We start from the raw sequence: 11,854 nt of genomic DNA, 5'->3' as shown, positions 1-11,854 counted from the left end.
AGCGCCCGGCCGCTCAGCCCCGGAGGGCAACCGCACATGGCCTCGATCCAGACCCGCGTCACCCGCACCGTCGTCGCCCTCGACGACACCGCCAGCTGCGCCGAGGCCGCCCGCCTCATGACCGACCGCGGCATCGGCTCGGTCGGCGTGCGCCGCGGCGGGGCGCTCACGGGGCTGGTGACCGAGCGCGACCTGGTCGCCGCCATCGCGCGCGGGGTCGACCCCGCGAAGACGCCGCTCGCCGCGGTGCTGCGCCCCGACTTCCCCGCCGTCGCGCCGCAGGCCACCGACGCGGAGTGCGCGCAGCTCATGCGCACCCGCCGCACCCGCCACCTCGCGGTGCGCGAGGGCGGCGTGGTGGTCGGCGTCATCTCGATGCTCGACCTGGTGGACCTGGTGGTCGAGGAGAAGCAGTCGGACATCGAGCAGCTCGAGAGCTACATCCGCGGCGGCCGCGCCCACCAGCTGAGCGAGCCCATCACCACGATGTTCAGCCACGCGGCGAACTCGGTCTACTGATCCCACGGGGCTGCGCCCCGCCCCACGGAGCGGAGCTCCGCGGGGCCCCACCCTGCTGCGCGGGGCCCGTGACCTCGCGCGCCCGCCTGCGCGGGCTCGCACGAGGTCCCCGCGGGCGCGGCCTTGCCGCGCTCGGGGCTGCGCCCCGCCCCCGGCCTCACCACGGCACCGGCCGGGGGCCCGTGACCTCGCGCGCCCGCCTGCGCGGGCTCGCACGAGGTCCCCGCGGGCGCGGCCTTGCCGCGCTCGGGGCTGCGCCCCGCCCCCGAACTCACCACGGCACCGGCCGGTAGTCCTTGAAGAACTGCCCGGCCGGATGCCGGCCGGTGCGGAAGCCGTCGAAGATGGGCGCGACGATGCGCGCCGCGCCGTCCACCACGTCGAGCGGCGGCGAGAACGCGTGCTCCTCCACCTTGCGCGCGGCGAGGTGGGCCGGGTCCTCGTCGGTGACCCAGCCGGTGTCCACCGCGTTCAGGAAGATGCCGTCCTTCGCGTAGTCCGCCGCGCTGGTCCGCACCAGCATGTTGAGCGCCGCCTTGGCCATGTTCGTGTGCGGGTGCCGGTCGGTCTTGTGCTCGCGGTAGAACTGCCCCTCCATCGCCGACACCATCACCACGTGGCGGGCCGCGTCGCCGCTGGTGGCGGTCCCCTCGGGCGCCCCGGGCGCCCGCGTCATCAGCGGCTTCAGCCGCGACGCCATCACGAACGGCGCCGTCGCGTTCACCAGCAGCACCTCCAGCAGCTCCAGCGTGGGCACCTCGTGCAGCCGGAGGCGCCAGGAGTTGTGCGTGCGCAGGTCCACCTGCTGCAGGTCCTGGTCGAGCACGCCGCGCGGGAACAGCTCCAGCGCGCTCTTCCCGGGCAGGAGCAGGTCCGCGTCGCTGCGCGCCTGCGAGAGCAGCGCCGGCCCGGTCACGCCCGCGGCGCCCCCCTGGCCGCGGAGCGCGTCCCGGAACGCCTCCCAGTCCCGCAGCAGCGCGCGCTCGGCCGGCGGCAGCGCGGAGGGCGCCACCTGCTCGGCCTCGAGCAGGTGCGCGTAGAACCCGGGCGGCCGCCGCACCGTCTGGCAGGCGTTGTGGAGCTGGAAGTCGAGCCGCGGCAGCGTCGCGTCGAGGCGCTGGCAGAGCAGCTCCACGCTTGGCGTGTGGCGCAGGTCCACGCCGTGGATGGAGAGCCGGTCCCGCCAGCGCTCGAAGTCCGCCTCGCGCGCGTAGCGCGCCGCGGCGTCGCGCGGGAACCGGGTCAGCGCCACCACGGTGCAGCCGGCGCGGAGCAGCAGCAGCGCCGCCTGGTAGCCGATCTTCACGCGCGCGCCGGTGACGAGCGCCACCCGGCCGCGAAGGTCCACGCCGGCGGTGCGGCGCGCCTGGTTCTCGTCCCCGCAGGCGCGGCACAGCTGATCGTAGAACGGGTGCAGGCGGCGGAAGCTCGCCTTGCACACGTAGCACTTGCGCGGCTCCGACAGCTCCGGTCCGGTGTTCTCCGCGACCGCGTCCGCGCCCGGGCCGGCCGCGGCGGCCTCGCCCGCGCCCGGCAGCCGCGGCCACCAGCCGGACGCGTCGGCGCCGGGCGGCGGCAGCTCGGGGAGCGGCGCCACGAACACCGGCGCCTGCCGGAGCCGCTGGATGCCGGTGTCCCGGCGCAGGTCGGCGTCGCGGGAGCGGCGCGCGCGGTGCTCCTCCTTGAGCAGGGCCTTCTGCAGCTTCTTGCGCGCCTTGAGATCCGGCCGCGCCACCTCGCCGGCGAGCCGCTGCAGCGCCACGCGCGCGTCCGCGTCCACGCGCGCGAGCAGGGTGCGGTCCTCGGCCACCCGCGCCAGCACGCGGAGGGCCGCCGCGAGGTCGGCCGGATCGAGGTCGGGCCCGCCGCCGTCGCCAGGGGTCGCCATGGGGGCGCATCCATACCCCGGCTGCGGGCGCGTGCCCACCCCCGCCGCGTGGCGGCGTGCCCCAGCTGTCCCCCGTCCGCGCGTCCCGGCGGTGCGGGTCGGGCGCTCGCGCGACTTCCGCCGCGAGCGCCGGCGCGCGACGCTGGGCACGGTCGCAGGGTCTAGCCGACCAGGGGGGACGCGATGATCCACTTCTACGAGGAGGCGGCGGGCGGCGCGGCGTGCCGGGCGGAGAACGGCCGGTTCTGGACCATCGTGCCCGTCACCGTGTCCTGCCCCGCCTGCCAGGCCGTGCTGGCGGAGCGGGAGGCGGAGCGCCGGGACCAGCGAGCCCCGCCGCCCCCGTGCGCGCCGGTGCTGCTGGGGCGGCTGCGCCCGGCCTGAGCCTCAGCGGCCGGCCGTCCCGTCGCCCGGCGCCCCGCGGCCGCCCGCCTCGAGCACCCGCGCCAGCGTGGCCGGGTCGAGGGGCTTCTCGAGCCGGGCGTTCGGGACGCGCTCCAGGAACTCGCGCGCCCGGGTGGTGAACGCACCGCCGGTCATGAACACGATGCGCGCCGCCTGGCCGGGATCGATCTCCTGGATGGACGCGTGGACGTCCATCCCGGCGAGCTCGGGCATCATCAGGTCGCAGAGGATCACGTCCCAGCGCTCGCCCGAGTGGACGCGCCAGAGCGCCTGCACCGGGTCGGTGCTCACGTCCACCGCGCAGTCGCGCGAGAGCGTCCGGCCGATGGCGCGCGCCACCAGCGGATCGTCGTCGAGCACCAGCACCCGCCGGCGCGGCGGCGCGGCGGGCGCGGGGGGCGCCTCCGGCGGCGCGGCCACCGCGCCTTCCGGCGCCGGCGGGAGCAGCACTCGGAACCGGCTCCCCCGTCCCACCGCCGTCTCGACCTCGATCTCGCCGTCCAGCCCCTTCACGATCCCGTGGCAGATCGACAGGCCCAGCCCCGTCCCCTCCCCCACGCCCTTGGTGGTGAAGAACGGTTCGAAGATGCGGGGCAGCACCTCGGGCGCGATGCCCGTGCCGGTGTCGGTCACCACCACCTCGACGCGCCCGTCCGCGGCGAGCGCGGTGGAGACCTCGATGCGGTTCGCGTCGGGGTCGCCCTCGGGGATGGCGTGCGCGGCGTTCACGATCAGGTTCAGCATCACCTGCCCGATCCGCGCCTCGCTCGCCAGGACCCGCGGGACCTGCGCGAGCCGCACGCTCACCTGCGCCCGGTCGCCGGTGAGCGTCGCGGTCATCTTGAGGCAGCCCTCGATGACCTGCGCCACGTCCACCGGCTCGAGCCGGCCGTCCTCGGCGCGCGAGAACGCCTTCAGGTCGCGCACGATGTGGCGGACGCGGTCGGCGCCGGCCAGCGCCTCGCGCAGCGCCTGGAGCGCCTCGTCGACGGGCCCCTGCCGGCCGCGCGCGACGTCCACCGACCGCAGCCGCTCCAGCGCGAACGCCACGTTGCCGTACACGTAGGTGAGGGGGTTGTTCACCTCGTGGGCGACGCCGGCCGCCATCGTCCCGAGCGCCGCCATGCGCTCCGCGGCCTGCACCCGCGCCTGCATCTCGCGCCGTTCGGTGACGTCGCGGGTCACGCCGATGGCGCCGAGCACCTGCCCGTCGGCGCTCCACAGGAGGCTGAAGCGGGACTCCGCGTGGACCCGCCGGCCGTCCTTCGCCACCACCTCGTGGTCGATGAGCGCGTCGGCGAACGGCTGCGCGTGCGGCGCCACCGCGCCGAGCCGGGCGAGCGCCGAGCGGATCCGCTCGATGGAGGGCGGCGACAGGAGCCGCGGCCAGCGGACGCGGCAGGCCTCCTCCGGCGTCCACCCTGCCAGGCGCTGCACCGCCGGGCTCACGTAGGTGAGGCGGCGCGCCGCGTCCACCATCCAGATCACGTCGGTGGCGCTCTCGGCCAGCAGCCGAAAGCGGGTCTCCTGCTCGGCGAGGTCCTGCACCGCCGCCTGGTGCCGGCGCCAGGCGCGCAGCGTCAGCCAGGCCGCGGCGGCGGTGAGCAGGCCGAAGGCCGCGAGCACGGCTGTGGCGAGCACCGTGGAGCGGCGCCAGCCGGCGAGGTAGTCGTCGCACGCGAGCCCCACGATGACGAGGTGCCCGGTGCGCGCCATCCGCCGGAACGTGAAGGTGCGCTCGACGCCGTCCACCGCCACGCCGGAGTAGGTGGCGGAGCGGTGGCCGTCGCGGAGCAGCGCCAGCAGCTCGGGCGAGACGGTGCGGTCGCCGAGCGCGATGGGCGCGCCGGAGGTCTGGCGGCGCACCACCACGCCCAGGTCGGGATCGCGCAGCACGATGACGCCCCGCGCGCCCACGTCGTAGCCCTCCAGCGCGTGGGCCAGGTCCTCCAGCAGCACGCTCGCGACCGCGACGCCGGCGAAGCCGCCGTCCGCGCGCCGGAGCGCGCGGGCCATGACCAGCTGCGGGCGGGCGGTGAGCCGTCCCACGAGCGGGCTCGAGACGATCACGCCGAGGCCCGGGTCGTCCCGCAGCCGCCGGAAGTACTCGCGGTCGGAGATGTCGCTGACGACCCCGGGGGGCGCGTCGCGGCCGTGCGCCAGCACCCCGTTCGCGTCGAAGACCTCGAGCGCGTGGACCTGCGGGATCCGTCCGCGCTGGCGCGCCAGGAAGTCGTCGAACATCGGCGAGTCCAGCCGGCCCGCGGCCGACTCGCGCGCGTACTCGTCGGCCACCGTGAGCAGCGTCAGCTCGACCTTCTCGAAGATGCCGCCGAGGTACTGCTCCAGCGCGGCGGCCAGGTTCTGGGTGGCCGCGGTGGCGCGCTCGTGCTGGTGGAGCCGGCTCTGCTCGACCGAGGACCCGACCAGCAGGACGGCCAGCAGGTCGATGATCGCGACCGCCACCACCAGCGCCGGGGCTGCCCGCGAGGACGCCCAGGCCGGGACCGGGGTCCGCTGTTCTTCGCCGCTCACGCTCGCGCTCCGGGGCGCCGGGGGCCACGCGCCCCCGGTCGAGCAGCGAGAGTACCCTCCGGGCGCCGGCCTCGGAAGCGCCGACCTGCGCCCCCGCGCGCAGGCACGCGGCGGGCGCGGGAGGTGGTCCGGGCTCCCACCCGGCCGTGCGCCCGCCTATCGGGGCAGGAGCTCGCGCACCGCGTCCTCGAGGCGCGCGCGCGGCACCGCGCCGACGAGCTGCCGGGCCACCTTGCCGCCCTTGAAGAAGAGCAGCGTCGGCATCGCGCGGATCCCGTACCGCTCGGCGGTGGCCGGGTGCCGCTCCACGTCGAGCGCGGCGACCTTCACGCGGCCGCGGTAGCCGCTCGCGAGCGCCTCCAGCGTGGGCGCGAGCGCCCTGCAGGGCGCGCACCACGCCGCGGTGAACTCCACCAGCACCGGCTCGGCCGCGCTCAGCACCTCGCGCTCGAACTCCGCGTCCCCGATGTCCAGCACGCCGCCCGCCATGGCCGCCTCCGCCCGCGCCGCCGGGCGGAGTGCCCGGCCGCCGCGCGGACCGGATCTACCCGCGGCGGCGCGCCGGGGCGACCGGCCGCGCCGGAACGCTGCGTTCCGCGGCGTCCCCCGGCCCCAGGTCCGGCGCGCGCCCCGGCGGATCCCAGGGCAGCGCCGCGGCGCCGCCCGACACCAGCTCGAGGAACGCGCGCACCTTGGGCGCGAGGTGCCGGCCGCTCGGGTAGACCGCGTGGACCGGCATGCCCGGCGGCGTCTCCGCCTCGAGCACCGCCACGAGGCGCCCGGACCGCACGTCGTCCGCGACGAGCGCCGCCGGCAGCCGCACCACGCCCAGCCCGGCGCGGGCGGCGAGCTGCCCGGCGTGCACGCTGGGCACGCGCAGGCGGCCGGCGGGGCGCACCGTGCGCGCCGTGGCGCCCGCGCCGAAGAACCAGATCTCGTCGGTGCCGGCCTCGGCGAGCAGGATGCAATCGTGCGCCTCCGCCTCGTCGCGCAGCGCGTCCGGCGTGGCCGGCGTGCCGCGGCGGGCCAGGTAGGCGGGGCTGGCGTAGCAGCCGGTGCGCAGCGTCCCGAGGCGGCGCGCCACCAGGGAGGAGTCGGCGAGCGGGCCGGTGCGCAGCGCCAGGTCGTGCTCCTCCGCGAGCAGGTCCACGTGCGGCGGCGCGAGCGCGAGCTCGACCCCCAGGCGCGGGTGGCGGAGCAGCAGCTCGGCCACCGCGGGCGCGAGCAGCTCGCCGAGCAGGGCCGGCGTCGCGATCCGCAGCGTGCCCTGCGGCGCGCCGCGGGCCTCGGCGGTCTCCCGGTCGAGCGCGCGGGCCTCGGCCACCAGCCGCGCGGCCCGGGCGTGGTACGCGCGGCCCGCCTCGGTGAGCCGCAGCCGGCGCGCGTTCCGCTCCAGGAGCCGGACGCCGAGGCGCTCCTCGAGCGCGGCGAGCCGGCGGCTGACGGTGGACTTGCGCAGGCCGAGGCGCGCCGCCGCCGCCGTGAGGCCGCCGGTCGCCACCACCTCCACGAGCAGCCGGAGGTCGTCCAGGCTCGCGTCAGCCGCGATCATGGCCCGAGGGCGTCACCCCGCCCGCTCGGCGGCGGCCGGCGCGACCGCGCCCGGCGCGGAGCTCCGGGCCGGAATCGGGGACGCCGCTCGGCGCGCGGCGCCGGAGGTCGCGAGCCAGGAGCCGCCCAGGATCAGCGCGAACCCCACCGCGGTGCCGACCGTGAACGGCTCGCCGAGGAGCGTCACGCCGGCCGCCACCGCCACCGCCGGGTTCACGTACGCCACCACCGTGGCGCGGACCGGGCCCACCTCGGCGATGAGCTGGAAGAACAGCGTGAACGCGAGCGCGGTGCAGAGCACGCCGAGCCCCGCCACCGCGCCGAGCGCCTCGGCGGGCGGCCAGGCGCCGGGCAGCTGCGCGATCCCGAACGGCGCATACGCGAGCGCGCACATCGCGAGCGACACCGCCACCACGTCGAGCGCGGGGAGATCCGAGAGGCTGCGCGCCACGATCCGCGGCGCGAGCGCGTACCCGACCACGACCACCGCGAGCTCCGCCACCGCGCGCGCGTCGCCGCGGCCGAGGTCGAGCCCGAGCAGCGCCACCACGCCGGCGAGGCCGACGGCGAGGCCCGACAGGCGGCGGGCGCCGAGCGGCTCGTGGCCCGCGCTCAGGCGCGAGGCGAGCGCGCCGACCAGCGGCGTGGCCGCGATGACGAGCCCCGCGAGCGAGCTGGTCACGTGGCGCTCGGCGTCGGCGAGCAGCAGCCACGGGACCGCCATCTCGCCGAACGTGAACAGCGCGATGGGGCGCCAGCGCGCCAGCACCGGCCGCAGGTTCCCGCGGACGAGCACGAACGGGAGCAGCAGCACCGCCCCGGCGGCGGTCCGGAGGAACACGAGGCTGGCGGGCGAGAGGTCGCGCACCGCGACCTTGATGAGCAGGTACGGGATGCCCCACAGCACGCACAGCGCGACGAACAGGATCCAGCCTCGGCGGGTCACCCGGGTCTCCTTGGCGCCGCCCACGTCCGGCGCGAGCCGCACGAATAGTCGGCGACGCGCGCGAGGGCAAGCGTCCGGCGCGCGCATCCGCGCGCCGGGGGTGGGCGTTCTCGCGCCTCCCGCCGCCGCGGTCACAATCCGTCACCGGAGACGAACGCGCCCGGAACGTCCAGCACCTAGCTTCCGCCGGATGCGCTCGCCCCTCGGCCCGCTCCGCCCGTTCGCCGCGCCGGGCCTCGCGCTCGCCCTCGCGGTCGCGGTCGCCGCCTGCGCGCAGCCGGAGGCGCGGAACGCGGTCCCGCTCGACCGCCTCGTCTACCCGACCGCGCTCGCCGTCCGCGACGGCACCCTGCTCGTCCTCTCGTCCAACCAGGACCTCACCTACGACGCGGGCTCGGTGGCCGCCGTCGACCTCGCCACCGACCCGCCCGCCATCGCGGCCGCGGTCCCGATCGGCAGCCTCGGCGGCGAGCTCGCCGTCGCCGAGGCGGACGCGTGCGGGCTCGATCGCCCGGAGCTGCTCGCCACCTCTCGCAAGGCGCGCCGCCTGTACCGGCTCCAGCTCGACGAGGCCGGCCACCCCTCCTGCGGGGACGGGTGCGAGGTCCCGCTCGAGGACGGGCCGCTGGATCCCTACGCGGTGGCGGTCTCCTGCCCCGCGGGCGGCCCGGCGCGGGCCTGGGTCGGCTACCTCCGCGCCGACGGGAACGAGGGCTGGCTGACGGCGCTCGATCTCGCCACCGGCGCGCGCAGCACCGTGGAGGTGGCCTCGGCGGCCCCGCGCAGCCTCGCCTACGACGCCGAGGCGGATCGTCTGCTGTTCACGACAAGCGAGACCTGGACCACCGCCCCGCTCGGCTGGATCGAGCTCTCGGGCGGCTGCGTCCTGGGGGCCGACGCGTGGGAGGGCGGCTGCCCGGTGCGCTCGATCGATCTCGCGGACCAGGTCGCCGGCCTCGAGCTCGCCGGCCTGGCGCTCTCGAACCCGCAGGACGGGCTGACGCGGCGCGCCTACGTGGCGGCGCACGTGTTCGACACCGACGTCGCCGAGGCGAGCGGGGAGCGACCGTCCACCGACCTCGGCGGCCTGCTGCTGGTGCTGGAGCTCGCGACCGGCCCCGACGGCGCGCTCGCGCCGGCGCTCGTGCGGACGGTCCAGCTCGGCCTGGGCGCGTCGGAGGTGCGGGTGCTCCCGGCGCGCGCCGGCCGGCGGGACCTCGTGGCGGTGACCGCGTTCGACGACGAGCTGCTCGCGATCTACGACGACGACGCCGGGGCGGTGCGCCGCGTGTTCACGCGGGACGAGACCACCGGCGCGCCGCTCGTCGGCGGGCAGCCGTTCGGCCTCGCGGTGGAGCCGCGCGACGCGGCCACGGCCCGGGTGCACGTCGGCTCGTTCGAGGACGGGTTCGTGAGCGCCGTGGACGTGCCGCTCGACGCGCCCTGGGACGCGGCGCTGGTCACCACCGCCGGTGCGACGTCGGCGCTGCGCATCGGGCAGGTGTCCCGGTGACGGCGACCGCCCCGCGCGCCGCCGCGCTCGCCGCCGCGCTCGCCTTCACGGCCGGCTGCAGCTCCTCCAGCAGCGCCGAGCTGCACCTCGACGAGCCCTCCGCGGTGGCCATGATCCAGGGCGTCTTCGAGGCGGAGGGGCGGCATCCGTACCTCGCCATCGCGAGCACCGGCGACGACGCGCTGGTGCTGCTCGACGCCGTGGACGACGCGCCGGTGCTCTCGCCGGTGGCGGTCTGGCCGCTGCTCGTCTCGGTGGCGCCGCGACCGGTCCGGCTCGCGGCGGGCCCGCTCGGCGACGGGGGCGCCGACCTGCTGGTGGCCATCTCCTCGGGCGGCACCGACCTGCAGCTCGTGGACACCTGGAGCGGCGCGCCGGCGGTGGTCTCGGGACGATCGGTGGAGCTCGCGGTGCTCGCGCCCGGCGCCGTCATCGTGGACGCGGTCGCCGCGCCGGTCCCGGCCCTCGCCGGCGACACCTGGGCCGCCGAGGCCGGCAAGGTCCGGGTGGTGGCCGCGCTCTCGGGCAACCGCGTCGCGGTGGTGGAGTACGCGCGCGCCGCGGACGGCGGGATCTCCGCGGGGACGACCGCGGTCCAGGACGTGGGCTTCCAGCCGCTCTCGCTCGCGGTGAACCCGGCGGATCCCCGGCACGTGTACGCCGCCACGGCGGACCTGCTCACCGGCGACGCGGGCGCGGCCGTGCAGGGAGTGGCGGAGCTGGACGCGTCGCTCGAGCCGGGCACCTGGACGCTCCGGGGCCTCGACGCGCGCGCGCCCACGCGCCTCGTCGCGGCGTGGACGCTGCGCGAGCGGCGCGCCGACTCGGCGGCGGACGGCGCGGAGGCGTTCGAGGCGGCGGCGGTGGACCGGGTGTACGCGGTGCTCGGCCCGGGCGGCTGCGGCCGGGACGAGCGGATCGGCTGCGGCCTGGCCGTGCTCGACCCCGCGGCGGGCGGCCTGGTGGCGGATCCCGCGGGCGACATGCCCTACCTCGCCCCGCTGCCGCTGCCCGCGACCGCGGTCGCGATCGCCATCTCGGGCCCGCCGGCGCGGCCGCCCTCGTCCTCTGCGGACGACGCGCTCTACGTCGATCCGTTCATGAAGATCGTCCCCGGCAGCACCGGCGCGCGCGCCACCACCGCGGTCGCCGCCGTCCCCTGCGGCGACGGCGACGTCTACTGGGTGGACCTGGCGCGCTGGGAGATCCCCAACGAGAGCTCGCCGCTGCGCTCCAGCAGCGCGCGCACCGGCGTCACCGCCGCAGAGGCGACGCTGGTGGACGGGTCGGCGCAGCGGCTCGGGCTCTGGACCACGACCGCCGCCGGCGCTGCGACGCTGGCCGTCACCGAGGACGCGATGATCGAGGCGGTCCAGGTGACGCCCGGCTTCACCACCACCGAGGACTGGACCGTCGCGTGGCAGGGGGTCCTCCCCGGGCTGGAGGCCCGCGCCGCCGAGACCGGGGCCGCGGCGGACGGGGCGCCCTGGGTGGCGCTGCAGCGGACCGGCGCGGGCGGCGGGGTGTCGCCGGTCGCGCGCGTGCACGATCCCCGGCTCGGGGTGCAGCTCGACGACGTGGTGGTCGTGAACGCCGCCGCGCTCTCCGGCTGCGCGGCGGAGGTGGAGGGGCGGGTCACCGCCCTGCTGGCGCCGGACGCGGCGCGGCCGGGCGGCGCGCTGGCGCTCGGGCCGCCGCCGTGCACGCCGGAGCCGACCGGGTCGGGCGCGGAGGACTGCACGGTCCGCGACGCGTACCTGGCCTGCGCGCCCGCGCTCGCTTCCGGCGCGAGCGGCCTGGTCGCGACGGTCCGCGCGGGCGGGCTGCTCGTCACCGGCTCGGTCACCGGCTACGCGGGGCGCGCCGCGCTGGACGAGACCGGCGCCGGCACGGCGTTCGCGCTCGAGTACAAGGCGGGCTCGGACCCGGCGGCGGCCGACGAGGACGCGCTCGACGCGGCCTGCCCGCTGGTGCCCTGGCCGTGGCCGGATCCGCTCCCGGCGGGCGCCGCGGCGGTCGCGTGCGACGCCGCCTGCCGCGCCACCTGCGAGCGGCTGGTGCTCGCGCGGAAGGCGCGGCGGATCCACCACCTGTCCGAGACCTGCACCAGCGGCTCGGACGCGAGCGACACCGCCGATTGCCTGGAGGCGTTCCCGGCGGACCGCTACCCGTTCCCGCGGGCGAACGGCCCGGTGATCGCGTTCCGCGCCGGCGTGCGGCGTGCCACCTCGCGCCCGGCCGAGGCGACGCAGCGGGGGCTCGCGCTGACGCTCACCACCCGCAGCGGCCTCTCCCCCGCCTCGCGCGGCGATCCCTCGCCGAGCAGCTCCGACTCGGTGAGCGCCACCGCGCCCATGGGCGCGGCGACGTTCGACCGGAGCGGCTGGTCCGGGCACGAGGCCGACGGCTATCGCTTCTACGTGCCGTACCTCGACGGCCACCTCATCGACTTCAGCCCCAGCGAGGGCAGCTCGGAGACCGAGGAGCTGTGGTGACG

The 11,854-nt window shown here is 77.7% G+C and carries 9 protein-coding genes; 4 read left to right on the top strand and 5 right to left on the bottom strand.

What is annotated here, in order from left to right; all coding sequences use genetic code 11:
• Positions 1–36: 36 nt before the first annotated feature.
• On the top strand, positions 37–519 hold the full coding sequence (locus ANAEK_RS08420) for a cyclic nucleotide-binding/CBS domain-containing protein (RefSeq protein ID WP_012525726.1): 483 nt from the start codon (positions 37–39) through the stop codon (positions 517–519).
• A 271-nt stretch (positions 520–790) separates the two neighbouring features.
• Here the strand turns inward: ANAEK_RS08420 and ANAEK_RS08415 are convergent, their stop codons facing one another.
• A complete protein-coding gene (locus tag ANAEK_RS08415; RefSeq protein WP_012525725.1) occupies positions 791–2,407 on the bottom strand; it encodes an SDR family NAD(P)-dependent oxidoreductase in 1,617 nt (538 codons plus the stop codon).
• Positions 2,408–2,590: 183 nt separating this feature from the next.
• Here ANAEK_RS08415 and ANAEK_RS08410 point away from each other — a divergent pair, with 183 nt between their 5' ends.
• On the top strand, positions 2,591–2,791 hold the full coding sequence (locus tag ANAEK_RS08410) for a hypothetical protein (RefSeq protein WP_012525724.1): 201 nt from the start codon (positions 2,591–2,593) through the stop codon (positions 2,789–2,791).
• Between the two features lie 3 nt (positions 2,792–2,794).
• Here the strand turns inward: ANAEK_RS08410 and ANAEK_RS08405 are convergent, their stop codons facing one another.
• The 4 genes from ANAEK_RS08405 to ANAEK_RS08390 all read right to left on the bottom strand — a co-directional run bounded on the left by ANAEK_RS08405 (position 2,795) and on the right by ANAEK_RS08390 (position 7,844).
• Positions 2,795–5,347, bottom strand: coding sequence for an ATP-binding protein (locus ANAEK_RS08405; protein ID WP_012525723.1), 2,553 nt, complete (start codon positions 5,345–5,347; stop codon positions 2,795–2,797).
• Between the two features lie 156 nt (positions 5,348–5,503).
• On the bottom strand, positions 5,504–5,836 hold the full coding sequence (gene trxA / locus ANAEK_RS08400; RefSeq protein WP_012525722.1) for a thioredoxin: 333 nt from the start codon (positions 5,834–5,836) through the stop codon (positions 5,504–5,506).
• Between the two features lie 55 nt (positions 5,837–5,891).
• Positions 5,892–6,899 carry a LysR family transcriptional regulator gene (locus ANAEK_RS08395; RefSeq protein ID WP_012525721.1) on the bottom strand — a complete coding sequence of 336 codons (1,008 nt, stop codon included), beginning with the start codon at positions 6,897–6,899 and terminating at the stop codon, positions 5,892–5,894.
• Between the two features lie 12 nt (positions 6,900–6,911).
• The gene (locus ANAEK_RS08390) at positions 6,912–7,844 is read right to left on the bottom strand and encodes a DMT family transporter (RefSeq protein WP_198137464.1); all 933 of its coding nucleotides are present in this window, start codon (positions 7,842–7,844) and stop codon (positions 6,912–6,914) included.
• A gap of 190 nt (positions 7,845–8,034) precedes the next feature.
• On the opposite strand from ANAEK_RS08390, the gene ANAEK_RS08385 reads away from it, so the two are divergent.
• Both ANAEK_RS08385 and ANAEK_RS22990 read left to right on the top strand, forming a co-directional pair.
• Complete coding sequence (locus ANAEK_RS08385) at positions 8,035–9,357, top strand: hypothetical protein (RefSeq protein ID WP_012525719.1); 1,323 nt, start codon at positions 8,035–8,037, stop codon at positions 9,355–9,357.
• Complete coding sequence (locus ANAEK_RS22990) at positions 9,354–11,852, top strand: hypothetical protein (RefSeq protein ID WP_012525718.1); 2,499 nt, start codon at positions 9,354–9,356, stop codon at positions 11,850–11,852. The genes ANAEK_RS08385 and ANAEK_RS22990 overlap by 4 nt, the downstream gene beginning before the upstream one ends.
• Positions 11,853–11,854 lie beyond the last annotated feature (2 nt).

The organism is Anaeromyxobacter sp. K (assembly GCF_000020805.1).
Lineage (GTDB): Bacteria > Myxococcota > Myxococcia > Myxococcales > Anaeromyxobacteraceae > Anaeromyxobacter > Anaeromyxobacter dehalogenans.
This window is presented reverse-complemented; position numbering and strand designations above follow the sequence as displayed.

Coding starts and splice junctions, on each gene's coding strand:
- ANAEK_RS08385 (WP_012525719.1), top strand. CDS start 8,035: ATGCGCTCGCCCCTCGGCCCGCTCCGCCCGTTCGCCGCGCCGGGCCTC.
- ANAEK_RS08420 (WP_012525726.1), top strand. CDS start 37: ATGGCCTCGATCCAGACCCGCGTCACCCGCACCGTCGTCGCCCTCGAC.
- ANAEK_RS08410 (WP_012525724.1), top strand. CDS start 2,591: ATGATCCACTTCTACGAGGAGGCGGCGGGCGGCGCGGCGTGCCGGGCG.
- trxA (WP_012525722.1), bottom strand. CDS start 5,836: ATGGCGGGCGGCGTGCTGGACATCGGGGACGCGGAGTTCGAGCGCGAG.
- ANAEK_RS08395 (WP_012525721.1), bottom strand. CDS start 6,899: ATGATCGCGGCTGACGCGAGCCTGGACGACCTCCGGCTGCTCGTGGAG.
- ANAEK_RS08415 (WP_012525725.1), bottom strand. CDS start 2,407: ATGGCGACCCCTGGCGACGGCGGCGGGCCCGACCTCGATCCGGCCGAC.